The 20,882-nt window shown below is 49.2% G+C and carries 20 protein-coding genes; 17 read left to right on the forward strand and 3 right to left on the reverse strand.

Annotation, left to right across the window (positions count from 1 at the left end):
• Positions 1–23: 23 nt before the first annotated feature.
• From DWX68_RS03805 to DWX68_RS03815, 3 genes are read right to left on the reverse strand one after another with little or no spacing between them, the layout of a single operon-like run.
• Complete coding sequence (locus DWX68_RS03805) at positions 24–701, reverse strand: choline-binding protein (RefSeq protein ID WP_118467961.1); 678 nt, start codon at positions 699–701, stop codon at positions 24–26.
• Between the two features lie 15 nt (positions 702–716).
• A complete protein-coding gene (locus DWX68_RS03810; protein WP_107000299.1) occupies positions 717–1,481 on the reverse strand; it encodes an IclR family transcriptional regulator in 765 nt (254 codons plus the stop codon).
• Between the two features lie 18 nt (positions 1,482–1,499).
• Positions 1,500–1,958, reverse strand: a complete 459-nt coding sequence (locus tag DWX68_RS03815; protein ID WP_107000298.1) for a hypothetical protein — start codon at positions 1,956–1,958, stop codon at positions 1,500–1,502.
• Between the two features lie 240 nt (positions 1,959–2,198).
• On the opposite strand from DWX68_RS03815, the gene DWX68_RS03820 reads away from it, so the two are divergent.
• The 17 genes from DWX68_RS03820 (at position 2,199) to DWX68_RS03905 (ending at position 20,833) form a co-directional block, all read left to right on the forward strand.
• Complete coding sequence (locus DWX68_RS03820; protein WP_333523619.1) at positions 2,199–4,313, forward strand: diguanylate cyclase; 2,115 nt, start codon at positions 2,199–2,201, stop codon at positions 4,311–4,313.
• A gap of 12 nt (positions 4,314–4,325) precedes the next feature.
• Positions 4,326–4,682: an Hpt domain-containing protein gene (locus DWX68_RS03825; protein ID WP_107000297.1), complete on the forward strand. Its 357-nt coding sequence runs from the start codon at positions 4,326–4,328 to the stop codon at positions 4,680–4,682.
• Between the two features lie 184 nt (positions 4,683–4,866).
• The gene (locus DWX68_RS03830) at positions 4,867–5,151 is read left to right on the forward strand and encodes a co-chaperone GroES (protein WP_022359940.1); all 285 of its coding nucleotides are present in this window, start codon (positions 4,867–4,869) and stop codon (positions 5,149–5,151) included.
• Between the two features lie 74 nt (positions 5,152–5,225).
• A complete protein-coding gene (gene groL, locus DWX68_RS03835) occupies positions 5,226–6,851 on the forward strand; it encodes a chaperonin GroEL (protein ID WP_022359939.1) in 1,626 nt (541 codons plus the stop codon).
• Positions 6,852–7,232: 381 nt separating this feature from the next.
• Positions 7,233–8,687, forward strand: a complete 1,455-nt coding sequence (gene guaB, locus DWX68_RS03840; RefSeq protein ID WP_022359938.1) for an IMP dehydrogenase — start codon at positions 7,233–7,235, stop codon at positions 8,685–8,687.
• Between the two features lie 429 nt (positions 8,688–9,116).
• On the forward strand, positions 9,117–9,560 hold the full coding sequence (gene nusB, locus DWX68_RS03845) for a transcription antitermination factor NusB (RefSeq protein WP_107000295.1): 444 nt from the start codon (positions 9,117–9,119) through the stop codon (positions 9,558–9,560).
• Between the two features lie 3 nt (positions 9,561–9,563).
• The gene (gene xseA, locus DWX68_RS03850; RefSeq protein ID WP_118522080.1) at positions 9,564–10,775 is read left to right on the forward strand and encodes an exodeoxyribonuclease VII large subunit; all 1,212 of its coding nucleotides are present in this window, start codon (positions 9,564–9,566) and stop codon (positions 10,773–10,775) included.
• A gap of 109 nt (positions 10,776–10,884) precedes the next feature.
• On the forward strand, positions 10,885–11,094 hold the full coding sequence (xseB, locus tag DWX68_RS03855; protein ID WP_107000293.1) for an exodeoxyribonuclease VII small subunit: 210 nt from the start codon (positions 10,885–10,887) through the stop codon (positions 11,092–11,094).
• Between the two features lie 5 nt (positions 11,095–11,099).
• Positions 11,100–11,990, forward strand: a complete 891-nt coding sequence (locus DWX68_RS03860) for a polyprenyl synthetase family protein (protein ID WP_118628714.1) — start codon at positions 11,100–11,102, stop codon at positions 11,988–11,990.
• Between the two features lie 61 nt (positions 11,991–12,051).
• On the forward strand, positions 12,052–13,932 hold the full coding sequence (gene dxs / locus DWX68_RS03865; RefSeq protein WP_118293819.1) for a 1-deoxy-D-xylulose-5-phosphate synthase: 1,881 nt from the start codon (positions 12,052–12,054) through the stop codon (positions 13,930–13,932).
• 42 nt (positions 13,933–13,974) lie between these two features.
• A complete protein-coding gene (locus DWX68_RS03870) occupies positions 13,975–14,823 on the forward strand; it encodes a TlyA family RNA methyltransferase (protein WP_107000291.1) in 849 nt (282 codons plus the stop codon).
• The gene (locus DWX68_RS03875) at positions 14,820–15,689 is read left to right on the forward strand and encodes an NAD(+)/NADH kinase (RefSeq protein WP_118628648.1); all 870 of its coding nucleotides are present in this window, start codon (positions 14,820–14,822) and stop codon (positions 15,687–15,689) included. Before DWX68_RS03870 ends, DWX68_RS03875 begins: the two co-directional genes overlap by 4 nt.
• A gap of 14 nt (positions 15,690–15,703) precedes the next feature.
• Positions 15,704–16,153, forward strand: coding sequence for an arginine repressor (gene argR / locus DWX68_RS03880; protein WP_022359930.1), 450 nt, complete (start codon positions 15,704–15,706; stop codon positions 16,151–16,153).
• 59 nt (positions 16,154–16,212) lie between these two features.
• A complete protein-coding gene (gene recN, locus DWX68_RS03885; protein WP_118628649.1) occupies positions 16,213–17,880 on the forward strand; it encodes a DNA repair protein RecN in 1,668 nt (555 codons plus the stop codon).
• Between the two features lie 175 nt (positions 17,881–18,055).
• Positions 18,056–18,958, forward strand: coding sequence for a phosphatidylglycerol lysyltransferase domain-containing protein (locus tag DWX68_RS03890; RefSeq protein ID WP_118628650.1), 903 nt, complete (start codon positions 18,056–18,058; stop codon positions 18,956–18,958).
• A 342-nt stretch (positions 18,959–19,300) separates the two neighbouring features.
• Positions 19,301–20,437, forward strand: a complete 1,137-nt coding sequence (locus DWX68_RS03900) for a Fic family protein (protein WP_118628715.1) — start codon at positions 19,301–19,303, stop codon at positions 20,435–20,437.
• Between the two features lie 48 nt (positions 20,438–20,485).
• Complete coding sequence (locus DWX68_RS03905; protein WP_118628651.1) at positions 20,486–20,833, forward strand: hypothetical protein; 348 nt, start codon at positions 20,486–20,488, stop codon at positions 20,831–20,833.
• The last annotated feature ends 49 nt before the right edge of the window (positions 20,834–20,882 follow it).

The following is a 20,882-nucleotide window of genomic DNA, read 5'->3' on the forward strand; positions in this document are numbered from 1 at the left end:
TGCGCCTTGCGGCATACATTTATTTATTCCTTAGTGGAGTCAGAAGAACTATTATTTGCAATTTGCTCATCCGTCACAGACCCCTGGCGGTAGCCGCTGCCTGGTTCCTGTTTGGAGTTCTTCTTTGGAGCATCCGGCTTTTTGTCTCCGGAAGTAGAAGAGGTTTCTTTGGACGGACCGGAGCTTCCGGAATTGCTGTGGCTGCCGGAGCTTCCGTTGGAATTGCTGCTATCATCGCTGGAAGAATCTTCGGATGAGCCGGTGCTGGAGTCAGAGCTTCCGGAATCTGGCGTCCTGCTGGAGCTGGTGGCTGTTTTTTTCGTCTTTTTGGAGGAGCTGTTCTGGAAATCGTCCCAGCTTTCGTTATCGAATTCATTGGAAGCCGCGGTCTGGCGGCTCTGAGCGATGCCGTTTACCGTCCAAGCGCCGTCTGCGTTTACAGTGTAGCCGTCCGGTGTCGTGGTGGAGGTTAGAAGCCAGCCTTCGGCGTCGAAATAGTAGCATTCGCTGACGCCGTCCTGGTTGCCGTCGATCCAGCGCCAGCCATTTGCCGCCCAGGTGTTGTCACCGTTGTCGTACCACCAGCGGGCAGCATTGTCACCAGCTCCATTTTTCCAGCTTCCTGCCATCGCCGGAAAAGCGACGGAGAGGGAGAGAAGACCGGTTGTTAAGCCTGCTAAAAATAAGCGTTTATTAATCATAAAGTGAAATCTCCTTTATTTCTCCTGCTTAAATGTATGTCCCATATAATAGGATAATTCTGCCGCACTGTGGCGGACCTGATCCTGCAGGTGCAGAAGATGTGTGTCATCTTCAATACGGGAATACGGTGCGATGATTCCGACCGAAGCGGAAATGCGTCCGTCAATACCGTAAATGGGAGCACCGATCCCGACTGCATCCGGGACGTATTCGCCGTGGGAAACGGCAATGCCCTTCTCACGGATGGTGCGGAGTTCTTCTGCCAATTCTGCGGGATCCGCCTTTGGAAATGCCTCAGGACGGGTTAAGCGTGTGTCCAGATAGCGGCGGATGTATTCGTCGCTCTGGAAAGCCAGAAGCGCTTTGCGGATCGCACCGCAGTGCAGATCCATCTCATAGCCAAATTCTTCGACGACCTTGAGGTGGTTCGGACCGTCCGTTTTGTCAAGTACCAGTCCCTTGTCGCCAACCTGGATGATCAGATAGGAATCCTCACGGGTACAGTAGGAGAGGTTCTTGAGAATCGGAAGCGCCGCATCCTGAATCCGCACATTGTCAGCCGCCGCCCGACCGAGAGAGATGAGGGCGGGACCAAGCTGGTAGGTGTGCGCGTGTTCATCGCGGATCACGTATTTTTTTTCACAAAATGTCTGCAAAATCCGGTGGATTGTGCTGGGCGGAAGCCCGGTTGATTCGGAAAGTTCTGCGATGGAATATTTGTGGTTGGCTTCTTTTAAAAGTTCCAGAAGTTCCATCGCGCGGAGAAGACTTTGTATCATGCAAAGAATCCTCCTGTGTTATTCTGTGATTTCCTCAACCGTCACGGTTGTGCTGTCATCCGGGGCTGCGTCGGAATCTTCTTTCTCGGAAGAAGATTCGCCGTCCTCGGAAACCGGAGCATCTGCGCGGACGGTTTCTGTTTTGACTGGTTCTTCGGAAGAGACATCTGCATCAGCCGGAGCTTTTTCGCTTTCCTCAGAATGTTCAGAAGTTTCCTCTGGAGTCTCAGCCGGAGCTTCCTTTTTCTCCGGATTTAAGGAAACATAGCTGCGTTCGGAGGCAGCTGTATCAGAAGCCTTGGAAGCTTCTTTATCGCCGGCATCGTCAAAATCATCGAAATCATCTTCAAAGTCGTGGAAATCCTCATCCAGTTCCTTGTGGAATGATTTATACTGTAAGACGTAAGAAACACCAGCTGCTGCAGCGCCGACGATAGCTGCCAGTGTCAGTAATTTACCAAAATGTTTTTTTGCCATGGTTGATACTCCTCTCTATACGATTCGATATCCTTATTGTAATACGAAACGCCTAAAAAATAAAGGGAATCTTTTGTGAACAACGGGAAGTGTGTGAATCACGTGTTACGGGGTACGTATGCGTGAACAGTAACACAGGGGCGGTAATTATGTACAGGAAGCATGAGAAAAATGCTTGTTGTCATACCGGAAATCATGTAGAATAAAATTATATATTTGCTAGGTGGTGATAAAAATAAAATGATGAATTTGAATACAAAGATGACGGCGCAGGAATTGGAACAAATGATTGCACAGATGGAAAGGATATTTACGGTTGTACGTATTTTAGATAAAGATCTACTCCATAAGATGGACGTGAGGAACGGGGAACTCCGATCCGAGGACTGCAAATGCTATTCGTTCTGGGAAAAAGGAAAGAATTGTGAGAATTGTGCGGCACAGCGCGCGCTTGCGATGAAGGGACAGTGCATGAAGCTTGAATTTATCGGTCTGAAGATGTATCAGGTCATCGCGAAGTATCTGGAGGTGGATGGAGTTCCCTGTGTGGTGGAGATGATTTCCTGTCTGGATGATGAGACACTTCTTGACGCAGAGGGAAGAGAAGCACTCGTTAAGAAATTTGCACACTACAGGCGCGAGCTGTATGCGGATGCACTGACGAGGAGCTACAGCCGGAGATATTTTGAAGATCAGTTAAAAGAGCAGCGGATGGATGCCGGTATCGCGATGCTCGATCTGGATGATTTTAAGACCTACAATGATATATATGGGCATGTGGCGGGCGATAAAGTGCTGGTGACGGTGTCGGCGGCGATTATAAGCTGTATCCGTAAGACGGACCGCTTGGTGCGTTATGGCGGGGATGAATTCCTGCTTGTGATGCCGGGCATCAGTCTGGAGGCATTTGTTGAGAAGCTGCATCGGATACAGGATCTGATCTGCAACATGAGTGTTGAAGGATATCCGCAACTGAAATTGTCAGTCAGCATCGGCGGTACGCTGACGAACGGGGAGACAGTCGGGAAGGCGATGTGCCGGGCGGACGAATTTATGTATCAGGCGAAGACCTCCAAGAACATGATTGTGACTGAGAAAGATGGACAGTGGACACCGGAGGAGATCGTGGCAGCCGGGCGGCGCAATGCGAGTCGTTACCGCATTTTGATCGTGGACGATTCGGAGATGAACCGTATGATTCTCTCAGAAATGCTGAAAGGCGAATTCGAGATTCTGGAGGCAGAAAATGGTTCAGCATGTCTCGACATGCTGAACCGTTATGAGACGAAGATTTCCCTGATTCTTCTCGATATCGTCATGCCGGGGATGAACGGCTTCGGGGTTCTGGAATACATGAACCGCAACAACCTGATCGGGGATATCCCGGTTATCATGATTTCGGGCGAAGATTCGGGCGAGGTCATCAAGCAGGCGTATGAGTGGGGAGTTTCTGATTATATCAAGCGCCCGTTCGATATGGAGGTTGTACACCGGCGTGTCTTAAATACGATCAAATTGTATGCGAAACAGCGCCGCCTGGTGGCAATGGTGACGAACCAGGTTTTTGAGAAAGAGAAGAATAGCCGGATGCTGATCAGTGTTCTGAGCGAGATCGTGGAATTTCGAAATGGCGAGAGCGGTATGCACGTACTCAATATTAATATATTGACGACGATGATTCTGGAACAGCTCGTCAAGAAGACGGACAAATACCCCTTGTCCTGGTCGAACCGGATGCTGATCAGCACGGCATCATCCCTGCATGACATCGGAAAGATCGGAATTGACGAGAAGATTTTGAATAAACCGGGTCGTCTGACGCCGGAGGAGCGTAAGATCATGGAAAAACATACAGTGATCGGTGCGGACATGCTTGCGAATCTTCAGATGTATGAGGATGAGCCGCTGATGAAAGTGGCGTACCAGATCTGCCGTTGGCACCATGAGCGCTATGATGGAAAAGGATATCCAGATGGTCTAAAAGGGGAGGAGATCCCGATCTCAGCGCAGGTGGTGGCGCTGGCGGATGTGTATGATGCGCTGACAAGTGAGCGCGTCTATAAAAAGGCTTATTCTCATGAGGAGGCGGTGCAGATGATCTGCAACGGAGAGTGTGGTACATTTAACCCGCTCCTGCTTGAGTGCCTGTGTGAGATTCAGGATCCTATTAAAAAGGAGCTGCAGGAGGCAGCATACCGGAGTGAGATGAGTGATCCGGAGCGAAAAAATAAGAAATTTGAACATTATGACAATTCACAGAAGAAGTTTTTCGGCGCGGTGACGCAGGCGATTGAAAAAGAGTATGGAACTGCGGGCGAGGAGCTGAGCCGTATGAAAACTGAGGAAGAGAAATAACAGGAGGCTGTCATGACAATTCAGGAATGCTACAAAGAAATGGGCGGGGATTTTGAAGGAGTTCAGAAACGCTTTGGAGGTGTGGCGCTGGTGGAAAAATTTGCCATCAAGTTTCTGAGCGATTCCAGCTTTCAGGATCTGGAGGATGGATTAAAAGAAAAGGATGCGGAGAAAGCATTCCGCGCGGCACATACCCTGAAAGGAATCTGTCTGAACCTGGGCTTTGATGCTTTCTATGAGGTAAGCGCAGCGCTGACCGAAAAACTGAGAGGCAGAGAACTGACCGGATACGAGGCAGATTTTGCATCGGTAAAAGAGTGTTATGAGAAAACGGTTGCGGCGATTAAGGCATTTGAGGAGAGCAATTAATAGAACGGGGAGAAATGGAATATTTCAGTTCTCCCCGTAAAATTTACTAAAATTTTAGCACTCAACACTTGACGGTGCTAACAGAACGTGTTATAACATACTTCGTAAGAAGAAGATACATATCTGATTACGAAAGAAAAGCAATCAGATGGAATAAATTTGGATGGATAAGGAGGAGCCAATAATGAAGTTAACACCATTATTTGACAGAGTTGTATTAAAGCAGTTAGTTGCAGAGGAGACGACCAAATCAGGTATCGTTCTTCCGGGTCAGGCAAAAGAGAAACCGCAACAGGCAGAGGTAATCGCGGTTGGTCCTGGCGGAGTGGTAGATGGAAAAGAAATCACGATGCAGGTAAAGGTTGGCGATAAAGTTATCTATTCGAAATACTCAGGCACAGAAGTTGAGCTGGACAATGAGAAATATGTCATTGTAAAACAGAATGATATTCTGGCTGTTATCGGTTAATCGATGGGCAGGATGTCTGGAAGACAGATGCTGATCGGAACGTTTATTCAAGAAAATTATGGAGGTTGATAACCATGGCAAAGGAAATTAAATATGGCGTAGAAGCCAGAAAAGCCCTGGAAGCGGGCGTAAATCAGTTAGCAGATACCGTAAGAGTTACATTAGGACCGAAAGGCAGAAACGTAGTTCTGGATAAATCCTTCGGTGCTCCGCTCATTACCAACGATGGTGTGACCATTGCGAAGGAGATCGAGCTGGCAGACCCGTTTGAGAACATGGGCGCACAGCTGGTGAAGGAAGTAGCAACCAAGACCAACGATGCAGCTGGTGATGGTACTACAACCGCAACCGTTCTGGCCCAGGCGATGATCAACGAAGGTATGAAGAACCTGGCAGCAGGTGCTAACCCGATCATCATGAGAAAGGGTATGAAGAAGGCCACAGATGCAGCCGTAGAGGCAATCAAAGGCATGAAGAAGGACGTTAAGAGCCAGGCAGATATCGCAAGAGTCGCTGCTATCTCTTCCGCTGATGAGGAAGTAGGCCAGATGGTAGCAGACGCGATGGAGAAGGTTTCCAAAGACGGTGTTATTACCATTGAAGAGTCCAAGACTATGAAGACCGAGCTTGATCTGGTAGAAGGCATGCAGTTTGACCGTGGCTATGTATCTGCATACATGGCAACTGATATGGAGAAGATGGAAGCCGTTCTGGACGATCCGTACATCTTAATTACCGATAAGAAGATCTCCAACATTCAGGAGATTCTGCCGCTGCTGGAACAGCTGGTACAGTCTGGTTCCAAGCTGCTCATCATCGCTGAGGACATTGAGGGCGAGGCGCTGACCACCCTGATTGTCAATAAGCTGAGAGGTACTTTCACCGTTGTTGGTGTGAAGGCTCCGGGTTACGGCGATAGAAGAAAAGAAATGTTAAAGGATATCGCAATCCTGACCGGCGGTACTGTTATTTCCGAGGAACTGGGACTTGAATTAAAGGATACCACCATGGATCAGCTTGGTCGTGCGAAATCCGTTAAGGTTCAGAAAGAGAACACCATCATCGTAGATGGCTGCGGCGATAAGAAAGCCATCGCAGACCGTGTGGCTCAGATTAAGGCTCAGATTGAGGAAACCACTTCTGATTTTGACCGTGAGAAACTGCAGGAGAGACTGGCTAAGATGGCTGGCGGCGTAGCCGTTATCCGTGTTGGTGCAGCGACCGAGGCTGAGATGAAGGAAGCTAAGATGCGTATGGAAGATGCCCTGTCCGCAGCAAAGGCAGCTGTTGAGGAAGGCATCATCGCAGGCGGCGGATCTGCATATGTTCACGCAGCAGCAGAAGTTCAGAAGGTAGTAGATGGACTGGAAGGCGACGAGAAGACCGGCGGTCGTATCGTCCTGAAAGCTCTGGAAGCTCCGCTGTTCCACATCGCAGCAAACGCAGGTCTGGAAGGCTCTGTTATCATCAACAAGGTAAAAGAGTCCCCAGTAGGCGTAGGTTACGATGCTTACAATGAGGAATACGTAGATATGGTAGAAGCAGGCATCCTGGATCCGGCAAAGGTAACCAGAAGTGCCCTGCAGAACGCAACCAGCGTTGCATCTACCCTGCTTACAACCGAGTCCGCAGTTGCCAACATCAAAGAAGATGCACCGGCAGGTCCGGCAGCAGGCGCTGGCATGGGCGGCATGATGTAAGTAAGAGAGCCGGAAAATGGCGGAAGATGTTACATCAGAGATGCAGTATCGAATGTAGAAAATAAAAATGGTAATTTATAGAAAGAATCTCTGACAGGCAGCTGCCAGGGGAGAGAAGGACTGCTATGCGAAGGTGTGGCAGTCCTTCTTTTTTGGGTAAAAAATTGGCAGGGAAATGAGGCTAAGGATGACTGCATTATTAATACTTATCTGATTGGTATTATTTATAAGATACGCTAATTAAATGGCGTAAGTAAATTCTATCGTCAACCCCTTTATTCTCTGGTTGACATATTTCAAAAAACTTGCTAAAATCAATTATTAACATCAGACAGTTTTCAATGTCCAGTGTTTAAAATTTACGAAAGTGAGGGTAATATAATGGGTAAGATTATTGGCGATGGCATTACATTTGATGATGTCCTGCTTGTGCCGTCCTATTCTGAGGTTATTCCGAATCAGGTAAACCTGACGACACATCTGACCAAGAAGATTCAGCTGAACATCCCCCTGATGAGTGCCGGCATGGATACGGTTACAGAGCACCGCATGGCGATTGCAATGGCAAGACAGGGTGGAATTGGTATTATTCACAAGAACATGTCGATCGAGGCGCAGGCTGAGGAGGTCGATAAAGTAAAACGTTCTGAGAATGGTGTAATCACTGACCCGTTTTATTTATCCCCAGAGCATACATTAAAGGATGCGGATGAGCTGATGGGCAAGTTCCGGATTTCCGGTGTTCCGATCACAGAGGGAAGAAAATTGGTTGGTATTATCACAAACCGTGACCTCAAGTTCGAGGAAGATTTCTCCAAGAAGATTAAAGAGTGCATGACTTCTGAGCATCTGGTTACCGCTCCGGAGGGCATCACCCTGACGGAGGCAAAGAAGATTCTTGCCAAGGCACGTGTCGAGAAGCTTCCGATCGTGGACAAGGATTTTAACCTCAAGGGTCTTATTACTATCAAGGATATTGAGAAACAGATCAAGTATCCGTTCTCTGCAAAGGATGCACAGGGACGTCTGCTCTGCGGCGCGGCAGTAGGTATCACTGCAAACGTGCTGGATCGTGTGGAAGCCCTGGTGAAAGCAAAAGTAGACGTAGTTGTTCTAGACTCTGCACATGGACATTCTGAGAATGTTCTTCACTGTGTCAGAATGATCAAAGAAGCATATCCGGATCTGCAGGTAATCGCAGGTAACGTAGCGACCGGAGAGGCAACAAAAGCTCTCATCGAGGCAGGCGTTGACGCGGTCAAGGTTGGTATCGGACCGGGTTCCATCTGTACGACCCGTGTCGTAGCAGGTATCGGCGTTCCGCAGATCACCGCTGTTATGGACTGCTACGCAGTTGCCAAAGAGTACGGCATTCCGATCATCGCAGACGGCGGTATCAAGTATTCCGGCGATCTGACGAAGGCGATCGCAGCAGGCGGCAGCGTCTGCATGATGGGTTCCATGTTTGCAGGATGCGACGAGAGCCCGGGAACTTTTGAGCTGTACCAGGGAAGAAAATACAAAGTATACCGCGGCATGGGTTCCATCGCAGCGATGGAGAACGGCAGCAAGGATCGTTACTTCCAGAGCGATGCGAAGAAACTCGTTCCGGAGGGTGTAGAAGGACGTGTTGCATACAAGGGAATGGTAGAAGATACCGTATTCCAGATGCTCGGCGGTCTGCGTGCTGGTATGGGTTACTGCGGCGCATCGGATATTCCGACTCTTCAGGAGACCGGACGTTTCATCAAGATTTCCGCAGCATCCTTAAAAGAGAGCCATCCGCATGATATCCACATCACAAAAGAGGCTCCGAACTACAGCGTGGATGAATAAAAATTGGATAGCATAAGCAATCGATAAGATTGTAAACGATATAAAAGCGGCGTTTCTGCTTCAGCAGGGATGCCGCTTTTTTGGCGGGTTACTGTTCACGCATACGTGCCCAGTAACGGAATTTGCCGTGGCTTCGCATTTAAATACGGCAAATTCCTGCTGCCACCACGTTTTCTTACGGCACTTTCGGTTCCAAAAGTGCCTACCCGTGAACAGTAACTTTGGCGGATTCTTTTTCTCAAACTCTTGTGAAAAAACCGGGGATACGGTATAATGATACATTAGAATAGTAGAAATATAACAATTATGCAGGAAAGACTGTGGATATTCAGAAAACGATTGCAGCGGATTACGAAAGGGATATTTGCGATACCGAGGCAGCAAATCGGGCGTATCAGACGGATAGAAACAGGTAACAGGAGGATTAGTATGACCAGAAGAGAACTGAGAGAACATTGCTTTAAGCTGCTTTTCTGTGCGGATTTTTACCCGACGGATGAGATGCAGGAGCAGGTGGATGTATATTTTACAGAGCCGAAAGAGGAGGACGATGTTCCGAGCGGAATCGGCGATATCATCCATAATCCGATGTTAGACACCTTTGACGGCGGATACGTAAAGAGCAAGGTTGAGAAGATTCTGGATGTGCTTCCGGAGCTTGACAAGGCAATCGATGGGGTTGCACAGGGATGGACTACCCGCCGTATGGGCAAGGTGGAACTGACGATCCTGCGCCTGGCATTATACGAGATCAAGCACGATGACGATGTACCGGAGAAGGTAGCGATCAATGAGGCGGTCGAGCTGGCGAAGAAGTTCGGCGGCGATGATTCACCGGCATTTATCAACGGCATTTTAGCGAAGTTGGTATAAGCGATGGCTGGCGTATATTCGGTTTCGCAGGTTAATGCATACATTAAAAATATGTTCGCACAGGACTTTGCCCTGAACCGGATTTCGGTCAAGGGCGAGGTTTCTAACTGCAAATATCATACGTCCGGTCATATTTATTTTACCTTGAAAGACGGTCTGGGAGCGATGCAGGCAGTTATGTTTGCCAGTAGGCGGAAGGGACTTACGTTCCGTCTGGAAGAAGGACAGCAGGTGGTCGTCAAGGGCAGTATCGAAGTGTATGAGCGGGATGGAAGATACCAGCTCTATGCCAGCGAGATCACGCTGGACGGCACGGGCGATTTATTCCGGCGCTTTGAAAAACTGAGAAATGAATTAGAAGAAATGGGGATGTTTTCCCCGGAATATAAAACGCCGATCCCAAAGTATGCAAAAACGGTCGGTATCGTGACGGCTAGCACCGGCGCAGCAATCCGGGATATTATCAATATCTCGGGACGGCGGAACCCTTACGTGCAGCTTGTCCTCTGCCCGGCACTGGTGCAGGGAGCAGGGGCAGCGCCGAGTATCGTGCGGGCGATCCAGACCCTGGATGCGCTGCATCTGGATGTGCTGATCGTCGGGCGCGGAGGAGGTTCGATTGAGGATCTGTGGGCGTTTAATGAGGAGAGTGTGGCGCGGGCGATTTTTGCGTGCCGGACGCCGGTAATCTCGGCGGTCGGGCATGAGACAGACGTTACGATCGCGGACTATGTGGCGGATCTGCGTGCCCCTACTCCTTCGGCGGCGGCAGAACTGGCGGTTTTTGATTACCACCTGTTTGAGCAGCAGTGCATTGCGGCGGCACAGCAGATGACGAAGCGGATGGAGCAGAAGGCGGAGCAGTATGCCTATCGCCTGGAGCAGTTTCGTCTGCGCCTGCAGCTTCACAGTCCGCAGAGCCAGTTAAATGAGAGACGGCAGTATCTGGAAGATGCGAGAGTTAAGATGGCGCGCCAGATGGAGAAAAAGATGTCCGATCTGCGCCATCGTCTGGAACTGGTGTGCAGCCGGATGGATGGTCTATCCCCGTTAAAAAAGATAAGCGGCGGATATGGGTTCGTGACGGATACAGATGGAAAACGTGTGGAGACAGTGACAGGATTGCAAGCTGGGGATACGCTGACCGTCCGTCTGCCGGATGGACGCGTGGAGGCGGAGATCCGGGAGGTTTATCAGGAAAACCTGCCTGGGTAAAAAAGTGGTTCATTGTGTTGCGTGTGAATCATAACAGAGAGATTTGAGAACACGTTTTCTTTCAGGAAAGATTCCGAGAGTATATTAGATAAAACAGGAGGCAGGATCGATGGAAGAAAATAAGGAAGAACTTTCGATCGAGGAAATGTTTGACCGTCTGGATGGCATTATGCGGACGCTGGAGGACAGCCGCAGCACGCTGGAAGAATCGTTTGCGTCGTATGAGGCGGGAATGCGTCTGGTCCGCGCCTGCAGTGAAAAGATAGATAAGGTTGAAAAACAGATTATGGTCGTAAACGGCGAGGAGACGGAGGCGTGACAGAGATGGAAAATGCAAAGGAACGGCTGGCACAGGCAGTCAAAGAAGCGGAAGAGATTGTATATTCTTATCTTCCGGCAGAGGAAGGGCATCAGAAAACGATCTTTGAAGCGATGAATTACAGCGTGAAGGCAGGCGGCAAACGCCTTCGTCCGATTCTGATGCGTGAGGTATACCGTCTGTTTGGCGGTCAGGGAAAAGAGATTGAGCCGCTGATGGCGGCGATCGAGATGATTCATACATCTTCCCTGATTCATGACGATCTTCCGTGTATGGACAATGATGAGTACCGCCGTGGCAAAAAGACGACCTGGGTTGCATATGGGTATGATATGGCAGTTCTGGCGGGAGATGCCCTTCTGATCTACGCGATCGAGACGGCGGCAAAGGCATTTGCGATGACGCCGGATGCGGCAAAGGTGGGACGTTGTATCCAGATTTTATCCGAAAAAACGGGTATTTACGGCATGATCGGCGGTCAGACGGTGGATGTGGAACTGACGAATCAGCCGATTCCGAAGGATAAGCTGGATTTTATCTACCGTTTAAAGACGGGAGCACTTTTGGAGGCTTCGATGGTGATCGGAGCCGTGATGGCGGGCGCGAGCGAAGCTGAGTGCGGGACAGTAGAGCGTATGGCGGCGGCGATCGGTCTGGCGTTCCAGATCCAGGATGATATTCTCGACGTTACCAGCAGCCAGGAGGTGCTTGGAAAACCGGTTCTGAGCGATGAGAAAAACAATAAAACCACTTATGTGACATTGGAGGGAATCGAGAAATCGAAGCATGATGTCAAACAGCTTTCGGAGACGTCGGTTGATATTCTCTATTCCCTGCCTGGAAAGAATGAATTCCTCGAAGAGCTGATCGAGATGCTGGTCAGCCGTGAAAAATAAAAAATCCAATCGAAGACCGGGGACGACAGCGGATGTGGAAAACGGTTTGGGGGATGAAAGAATGGTATTAGATACGATAAAAGGACCGGAGGATGTAAAACGGTTGAGCGAGGAAGAACGCAAGGAGCTGGCGGCGGAAATCCGCGAGTTTCTGATCGAGACGACAAGCCGGACAGGCGGTCATTTGGCGTCCAATTTAGGCGTGGTGGAACTGACGATTGCAATGTTCTGCGCGCTGAATCTTCCGAAGGATAAGATTATTTGGGATGTAGGGCACCAGTCCTATACGCACAAGATTTTAAGCGGGCGGAAGGATAATTTTGATGGGCTGCGCCAGTATGGGGGCTTGAGCGGTTTCCCGAAGCGGAAGGAAAGCCCGTTTGATGCGTTCGACACGGGACACAGCTCGACTTCGATTTCGGCGGGGCTTGGTATGGCACAGGGGCGCGATCTGCTGGGCGAGGATTATTCGATCGTTTCCGTCATCGGGGACGGCGCGCTGACCGGCGGTATGGCGTATGAGGCGCTCAACAATGCGGGACGGCTCAAGACGAATTTTATTATTGTTTTAAATGATAATAATATGTCCATTTCGGAAAATGTCGGCGGTATGTCGCGGTATCTGAATAATCTTCGTGCAGATGAGGGCTACAATCTGTTGAAGAAGAATGTGGCGGGCACGTTATCGCGTATCCCGATGATCGGTTCGGATCTGGTCGGCACGCTGCTCCGGACAAAGAACAGCATCAAGCAGCTTCTGATTCCGGGCATGTGGTTTGAAAATATGGGAATCACGTATTTGGGACCGGTGGATGGACATGATATTAAGGGGTTGATCCGTATTTTCAGCGAGGCGAAAAAGATCAACCGCGCGGTACTGATCCATGTGATTACGAAAAAGGGCAAGGGATACCGTCCGGCGGAGAAGAATCCGTCGGCATTTCACGGAGTTGAACCATTTGATATTGAAACGGGAAAACCGCTCCGGAAAAAGGAACATCCGGGCTATACAGATGTATTTTCCAGAGAAATCTGCCGTCTGGCAGCGGAAAATCCGAAGATCGTGGCGGTGACAGCGGCGATGCCGGATGGAACGGGGCTCAAACGGTTCTCGAAAGAATATCCGGACCGCTTTTTCGATGTGGGAATCGCGGAGGAACACGCGGTTACCTCGGCGGCAGGTATGGCGGCAGCCGGTCTGAAACCGGTGGTGGCGGTGTATTCGTCCTTTTTACAGAGGGCATATGATCAGGTCATTCACGATGTCTGTATCCAGAATCTTCCGGTTGTGTTCTGCGTGGATCGCGCGGGACTGGTCGGAAGCGATGGGGAGACGCATCAGGGTATTTTTGATCTGACATTTCTCTCCTCTGTGCCGAATATGAGCGTGATGGCGCCGAAGAACCGCTGGGAACTGGAAAAGATGCTGCAGTTTGCCATCTCCTACGATGGACCGATTGCGATCCGTTATCCGAGGGGCGAGGCCTACCGGGGCTTGAAGGAATTTCTGGCACCGGTCGAGTATGGCGTCAGCGAGATGTTGTATGAGGAGAGAGGGACGGCGCTTCTGGCAGTCGGAAGCATGGTCAGCACGGCAGAGCATATCCGGGAGAAATTAAAGAGTGCCGGGCAGCCGTGTACGCTGGTCAACGGGCGGTTTGTGAAACCGATGGATACCGATGTGATCGACCATCTGGCTGGAACGCATCATACGATCGTGACACTGGAGGAAAATGTCCTGCGCGGCGGTTACGGCGAGCGGGTGACGGATTATGTACAGAAGCATTATCCGCAGATCAAGGTAGTTAATATAGCGCTGCCGGATGCCTACGTCGAACACGGAAATGTGTCGGTGCTCCGGAATGAGCTGGGAATTGACAGTGATTCGATTCTGGCGCAGCTGAAACGTGAAGGTGTGCTGCAGACTGACGCGGAAGCATGATGGGAAACAAAAGAGTGGCAGCAGCGGAAGGAAGAACATAGAATGAAAGAACGGTTAGATGTACTTCTCGTCAAGAGAGGTCTGGCAGAATCCCGTGAGAAGGCGAAAGCGATCATCATGTCCGGGATTGTATATGTAGAAGATCAGAAAGAAGACAAGGCGGGTACGACCTTCGATGAAAATGCGAAGATCGAGGTACGTGGATCTACCTTAAAATATGTGAGCCGCGGAGGTCTGAAACTGGAGAAGGCGATGACGCATTTCGGAGTGACGCTGGATCAAAAGGTCTGTATGGATGTCGGCGCGTCCACAGGCGGATTTACCGACTGTATGCTGCAGAATGGCGCGGTCAAGGTGTTTTCGGTCGATGTAGGACATGGACAGCTGGCGTGGAAACTTCGCAATGATCCGCGTGTGGTCTGCATGGAGAAGACAAACATCCGTTATGTGACACCGGAGGATATCGGCGAGCCGGTAGATTTCTCTTCGATCGACGTTTCCTTTATTTCCCTGACGAAGGTTTTAGGTCCGGTCAAGGAGATTTTAAGCCCGGGCGGCGAGGTGGTTGCACTGATCAAGCCGCAGTTCGAGGCGGGACGTGAGAAAGTCGGAAAGAAGGGCGTTGTCCGCGAGAAGAGCACGCATCTGGAGGTCATTCAGATGGTGATGGCATATGCGGCAGAGATCGGTTTTGAGATCCGGAATCTGGAATTTTCCCCGATCAAGGGACCGGAGGGAAATATCGAGTACCTCCTGTACCTGCATAAACCGGAGCAGGCATCGGAGGAAACTGTGACGGGTGAGGAAGCACTTGCAAAAGCGGAAAAAGAGTGTCCGGTTTCACCGGAACAGGTTGTTGAGGAAGCTCACAGGGAGTTAGACAAAACATGAGAAATTTCTATCTGATTGTAAACCGCGAAAAGCCGCGTGTAGAGGAGGCAGCCGATCTGATTTGCAGTTTTTTTGCAGAACAGGGCTGCCGCTGCATCCGTCTGGATCGCCATGATGGACTTCGCAGGGACGCAGAAGTGGCTGCGGCATACCGCTATACCGATCGTCGGACCGTGCCGGAGGACACAGACTGTGTGATCTGTCTGGGCGGTGATGGAACGTTGATTCAGGCGGCGCGTGATCTGGCGGGACGGAAGATTCCACTGTTTGGCATCAATATGGGGCATCTGGGGTATCTGACGCAGATTGGGCATGAGGAGGACATTCTGCCTGCCATGCGGGATCTGATGGAAGATCACTACCGTCTGGAAAGTCGGATGATGATCAAGGGGTGCGTGATTTCTGGCGGGAAGGTTGTTATGGAGGATATCGCCCTGAATGATATTGTCCTGAACCGTATGGGAATTGATGCGTTCCGGTTTGAGCTGGCTGTCAATGGACAGCTGTTTAACGAATATTCGGCGGACGGCATGGTGGTTGCGACCCCGACCGGTTCGACGGCATACAACCTGTCAGCGGGCGGTCCGATCGTGGCGCCGGAGGCGGAACTGCTGGTATTGACGCCTCTCTGCCCGCATTCACTCAATTCGCGCAGCATCGTTCTGCCGCCGGATAGCCATTTGAGTCTGCGGATTCAGACGACCGGGCGGACGAAGGTTTCGCTGAGCTTTGACGGCGATACGGTGGTTGATATTGAGCCGGGTGATACAATCGAGATAGCAAAATCAGAGATCGAGACGACATTGATACAGCTCAAACAGGTGCCATTTTTGGAAAATATACGGAACAAAATGAAACAGATATAAAAGGAGTCAGAGCCATGAAAATGGAACGTCACAGCAAGATTGTGGAATTGATTGGAAAATATGAGATTGAAACGCAGGAAGAGCTGGCGGAATATCTGAATAAAGAGGGATACAATGTCACGCAGGCAACGGTTTCCAGGGATATCCGGGAGTTAAAGCTGTCTAAGATCCAGACAGAAAACGGCGGACAGAAATATGCGGTTTTCCATCCTCAGACGGCGTTCAATGATAAATATACCCGTATTCTGCACGATAGCTTCGTTTCCATGGATATGGCGCAGAATATCCTTGTCATCAAGACGGTGTCAGGCATGGCGATGGCAGTCGCGGCAGCTCTCGACGCCATCCATTTTTCAGAGATTGTCGGCTGCATCGCCGGGGACGATACGGTCATGTGTGCAGTCCGTACGGTGGACGATACGATCGTTCTGATGGACAAGATCCGCAAGCTGATTGCGGGATGAGGTAAGGTGGGTTCACGCATTTTTTGCGGGAACCGCTGATAAGGAGGAACGGAAAGCGGATGCTTTATCATTTACGAGTGAAAAATCTGGCTCTGATCGATTCGGCGGAGGTGGAGTTCGGGGACGGACTCAACATTCTGACCGGTGAGACGGGAGCCGGAAAATCGATCATCATCGGTTCGGTCCAGATCGCGCTGGGCGGAAAAGCACCGAAAGAGATGATCCGCCGGGGTTGTGACAGCGCCTACATTGAACTGGTTTTCTCCATCGATGATGAGAGAAAGCGCGAGCAGCTGAAGGAACACGATGTTTACCCTGATGAAGAGGGAATTTTAATCATTTCTAAGAAAATCACACCGACCCGGAGCATCAGCCGCATCAACGACGAGACGGTAACGGCTGCAAGGCTGCGGGAGATCACGGGTCTTCTGATCGATCTGCACGGACAGCATGAACACCAGTCGCTGGTGAATGCGTCAAAACATCTGGAAATCCTCGATGCGTATGGCGGGGAGAAACTTCTCCCATTCAAACAGAATACGGAAGCTGCCTATCGCTTGTATATGCAGTTAAAACAGAAATGTGCCGCATTTGCATCCGATCAGGAGACGAGACTGCGGGAGATGGATTTCTGCCGGTTTGAGATCGAAGAGATTGAAAATGCCGCGTTAAAGGATGGCGAAGAGGAAAAGGTGGCAGCCGATTTTAAGCGGTTTTCCAATGCCAGACGGATCGCTGAGAGTCTTTCACAGGCATATGGCGCGGTGTCCGGCGATGCGGTGTCGCGGGCGTTCCGTGAGATCGATGGTGCGATGGCATTTGACGAGGGATTGAAGGGGATCCGTGACGAGCTGTGCGATGTAGATTCCCTTCTTTCGGATCTTTCCAGGGAGATCGCCGGATATATGGACGATATGACCTTTGACGAAGCGGCATTTCGGGAGACACAGGAGCGGCTTGACCTGATCCGGAGCCTGGAAACCAAGTATGGGAAGACGATCCCGGAGGTACTTCAGGCGTTGGAAGAAAAGAAAGCGCGACTGCAGGAACTGGAGAATTACGATGAACTTCGGGAACAGGCGGAAAAAGAACTGGAACAGGCGGAAGCAGTACTGAAAGAACATTCCGAGGCATTGTCAGCAGCGCGTAAGCAGTTTGCCGGGGAGCTGGTGGAGAAGATCGCAGACGGGCTTCGGGAACTGAATTTCCTTGATGTGCAGTTTGAGATGGAGTTTAGGCGGCTGGATCATTTCACGGCGGGCGGTATCGACGAGCCGGAATTCCTGATTTCCACGAATCCGGGCGAACCGGTTCGGCCGCTCGGTATGGTGGCGTCCGGCGGTGAGCTGTCGCGTATCATGCTGGCAATCAAGACGGTGCTGGCGGAGACCGATCAGGTTCCAACGTTGATTTTTGATGAGATTGACACCGGTATCAGCGGGCGGACTGCACAGATGGTATCGGAGAAGCTGCGGATCCTCTCCAAATGCCGTCAGGTCATCTGCATCACGCACCTGCCGCAGATCGCGGCGATGGCGGACCAGCACTTCGAGATCCGCAAATCCGCGTCCGATGGACGGACGGCAACCTCCATCCGCGCCTTAGACCGCGAGGCGATGGTGGACGAGCTTGCGAGACTTCTGGGCGGCGCGGAGATCACCGAGACCGTGCGGCAGAATGCGGAGGAGATGAAGAGGCTGGCAAAGAAGCGGAAGCTGGAGGTGTGATTATAAATTAAATATAAGATTCGGATTCAGAAAAATGTCGCGTAAGGCGGCATTTTTTTGATCCCCAGATACCAATTAGGTCGAAGTTTGACCGTTTGCGTCGAAGTGGTTTTGCCGCAGCTGTACTTTTCTTCTTCTTTGGTGAGAAAGTAGATGCAGGGGAGGAGAGCAACGCATGATAAAATTTGAACCATTGACACCGGAGAAGCTGATCGGTCTGCAGCCGTATTTTTCGTTGCGTCCGACGGACTGTGCGGAATCCCATTTTGCCTATCATCTGCTCTGGAGACCTTATTATGAGACAAAATACTATGCGGACGAAAAGGGGCTTGTGTGGCTTCAGAAGATCGATTATGATGAGCAGGCAACGATGGTCCCGGTCTGCGCCCTGGGGGATATGCGGGAGAACTTTGACCGCCTGCAGGCATATTTCACAGAAATTGGTGTGAAAATGCATATGTATCTGGTGGATGAGGCGGCGCTTGGAGCGATTCGTCCGGATCCAGAGCGCTATGAGGTGCTGGAGGATCGGGACAGCTTTGACTATATTTATTCCGGGGAAGAAATGCGTGTTCTTCCCGGAAGAAAATATTCAAAAATGAAAAACCGGATTTCGCGATTCCGTCGGGATTACGGGGAAACGGCAGAGTTTGTGATCCTGAATCCGGAGGATGAGGGCGAGATACGGACGTTTCTGGAACGTTGGTCTAAGAATAAGGAGAGCGACGATGATCTGAACCGGCTGGACAGCGAAGAACAGGGGATCTTTGAGACAATCCGTTTTGGACGCGAGGCGGGGATCGCGATGGCGGGAGTCCGGATAGGAGGAACTCTGGAAGCATTTTCGATGGGAACGATGAATCAGGAGAGAAATATGACTGTTACCCATGTGGAAAAGGCGAATCTGGAGTTACGCGGGCTTTATAATTACCTGGAAAAAGAATTTTTAACGCACGTTTATCCGGAGGCGGAATTTGTAAACCGGGAAGACGATATGGGGCTTGAAAATCTCAGGCGGACGAAAGAGAGTATGCATCCGGTTCGCCTGGAGAAGAAGTATACGATTTTAGAACGCTAATCATAAAGATTAGAGAATCAGGTAATTCAGTGCGGCAAATGTCAAAAAATTCGGTTCGGGTATTATTTTGATATATCATATAAGAAATTTGAATTAGAAGAAATTAGGGGATGTGAAAAAACTCGATTGAGTTTTTTCGCATCCCCTTTGATATAAATTTGTACCTTGAAAGTTTAACACGATATATAAAAACATTGGATTTTCTGGTAAAATATAGGTAAGATTCTGTGAGGTGATGCATATGTCTTTTGTTAAAAATGATAATCAACAACTTACTCTTTTAGATAGCACGTTCAATCTTACAGAAGATAGAATTATAAGCTATGAAGCGAGGTAGTGGATATGGAGAAAGATCCGTTTAAGGAATATTTGAGGGAGTCTGAACCGAATAAAGCTTATAAAAGTTATGCTTGGAGTACAGCAATCGGACTTCAGGCGGTGGACGGACTCAAACCATCTAAATATCTGATTGATACCGCCATTCAGAATATTGAAGGCAAAATCACGATGAAAGAAGCACAAAGTCTTATTGATAGCTACTATGAAGAAAGACCGGTGCATTTGTCGGATGATGAGCGTACCGAAGAAGCAGATAAGGTTTCGTCCCGTATTGCTGAAATTCTTTCTGAAACAGCGTTCTCATTTTCTCCGAATGAGTATATCTCTATTCACCGCAAACTCTTTCAGGGCATTTATAAACACGCCGGAAAGATTAGAGATTACAACATTACAAAGAAAGAATGGGTTCTTGATGGGGCAACTGTTATGTACGGTAGTGCATCTGAATTGAGAGCCACACTTGAATATGATTTTTCGCAGGAGAAGGATTATAGTTATAAAGGACTTTCAATGGACGAGATTATCCATCATCTTGCGGTATTCATTTCAAGATTATGGCAAATTCATATCTTTGGGGAAGGCAACACGAGAACAACGGCAGTGTTCTTCATTAAATATTTAAGGACACTTGGGTTTTCTGCAACTAATGATATTTTTGCGGAAAATGCGTGGTATTTCCGAAATGCACTTGTTCGTGCAAACTATACGAACCTGCAAAAAGGTATTCACGAAACAACAGAGTATCTGGAAGCGTTTCTCAGAAATCTGCTTTTGAACGAGAAAAATGAGCTTCATAATCGAAATCTTCATATAAGTGGACTTTTGAATGAAGAAAAAGTGGACATTGGTGATACAAAAGTGGATATTGAAAATGAAAAAGTGGACATTCAAGATGAAAAAGTGGATATTGAAAGTGTACTTTCCGAAAAAGGCAGCGACTTCTCGGTGAAAACGACGGTTCATATCCATAAACTTTTTGAAAAGTTTGGCTCTGATGAGGTGTTTGGAAGAAGTGCAGTTATGGAACTTCTTGAGCTGAAAGGTTCAGGTGCTTCAAAACTTCTTTCCAATTTGGTGCAGGCAGATATTATTGAATCAGTATCCGGTCATGGAAAAGGAAAATATAAATTCAAGAAGTAGTTTAGGTATTGTAGAATTTCCACTCATCGAGTGGAAATTTTGCTTAATATGATAGAGATATTTTCCAGAAATCCGGATTTCATTATATTGGAAGATGATGCAGTTCTCACACCGCTTCTGATAGATGATGAAATATCTAGTTTGTCGGCAATCCTTTTAAATGAAGCGTATTATGAATTGCTAAAAACCGGACAAAAGATGGTTGATGGCATTCCGGTATTAAGTCCGACTTGCCTGATACCATTTAAGGCGAAAGCGTGGCAGGATTTAAAAGAACGCAAGTTAAATGGAGATCAGGTTGACAGCAAAAATATAAAGAAACATAAAAACGATGTGTTCCGATTAGCACTGTTAATCACAGACAATGGGCTGCACACTCAGCGCAAGAAGTATTGAGAATTTGCTGGCAGTCGGCTATAATGAGATCGAGAACATATGCGTGCAG

Origin of the sequence: Clostridium sp. AF20-7 (genome assembly GCF_003479275.1) — a bacterium.
In the GTDB taxonomy this organism is placed as follows: Bacteria; Bacillota; Clostridia; order Lachnospirales; family Lachnospiraceae; genus Otoolea; species Otoolea fessa.

Excerpts from the sequence above, each read along its gene's own strand:
- DWX68_RS03805 (WP_118467961.1), bottom strand. The coding sequence starts at position 701 with ATGATTAATAAACGCTTATTTTTAGCAGGCTTAACAACCGGTCTTCTC.
- DWX68_RS03810 (WP_107000299.1), bottom strand. The coding sequence starts at position 1,481 with ATGATACAAAGTCTTCTCCGCGCGATGGAACTTCTGGAACTTTTAAAA.
- DWX68_RS03815 (WP_107000298.1), bottom strand. The coding sequence starts at position 1,958 with ATGGCAAAAAAACATTTTGGTAAATTACTGACACTGGCAGCTATCGTC.
- DWX68_RS03820 (WP_333523619.1), top strand. The coding sequence starts at position 2,199 with ATGATGAATTTGAATACAAAGATGACGGCGCAGGAATTGGAACAAATG.
- DWX68_RS03825 (WP_107000297.1), top strand. The coding sequence starts at position 4,326 with ATGACAATTCAGGAATGCTACAAAGAAATGGGCGGGGATTTTGAAGGA.
- DWX68_RS03830 (WP_022359940.1), top strand. The coding sequence starts at position 4,867 with ATGAAGTTAACACCATTATTTGACAGAGTTGTATTAAAGCAGTTAGTT.
- groL (WP_022359939.1), top strand. The coding sequence starts at position 5,226 with ATGGCAAAGGAAATTAAATATGGCGTAGAAGCCAGAAAAGCCCTGGAA.
- guaB (WP_022359938.1), top strand. The coding sequence starts at position 7,233 with ATGGGTAAGATTATTGGCGATGGCATTACATTTGATGATGTCCTGCTT.
- nusB (WP_107000295.1), top strand. The coding sequence starts at position 9,117 with ATGACCAGAAGAGAACTGAGAGAACATTGCTTTAAGCTGCTTTTCTGT.
- xseA (WP_118522080.1), top strand. The coding sequence starts at position 9,564 with ATGGCTGGCGTATATTCGGTTTCGCAGGTTAATGCATACATTAAAAAT.
- xseB (WP_107000293.1), top strand. The coding sequence starts at position 10,885 with ATGGAAGAAAATAAGGAAGAACTTTCGATCGAGGAAATGTTTGACCGT.
- DWX68_RS03860 (WP_118628714.1), top strand. The coding sequence starts at position 11,100 with ATGGAAAATGCAAAGGAACGGCTGGCACAGGCAGTCAAAGAAGCGGAA.
- dxs (WP_118293819.1), top strand. The coding sequence starts at position 12,052 with ATGGTATTAGATACGATAAAAGGACCGGAGGATGTAAAACGGTTGAGC.
- DWX68_RS03870 (WP_107000291.1), top strand. The coding sequence starts at position 13,975 with ATGAAAGAACGGTTAGATGTACTTCTCGTCAAGAGAGGTCTGGCAGAA.
- DWX68_RS03875 (WP_118628648.1), top strand. The coding sequence starts at position 14,820 with ATGAGAAATTTCTATCTGATTGTAAACCGCGAAAAGCCGCGTGTAGAG.
- argR (WP_022359930.1), top strand. The coding sequence starts at position 15,704 with ATGAAAATGGAACGTCACAGCAAGATTGTGGAATTGATTGGAAAATAT.
- recN (WP_118628649.1), top strand. The coding sequence starts at position 16,213 with ATGCTTTATCATTTACGAGTGAAAAATCTGGCTCTGATCGATTCGGCG.
- DWX68_RS03890 (WP_118628650.1), top strand. The coding sequence starts at position 18,056 with ATGATAAAATTTGAACCATTGACACCGGAGAAGCTGATCGGTCTGCAG.
- DWX68_RS03900 (WP_118628715.1), top strand. The coding sequence starts at position 19,301 with ATGGAGAAAGATCCGTTTAAGGAATATTTGAGGGAGTCTGAACCGAAT.
- DWX68_RS03905 (WP_118628651.1), top strand. The coding sequence starts at position 20,486 with ATGATAGAGATATTTTCCAGAAATCCGGATTTCATTATATTGGAAGAT.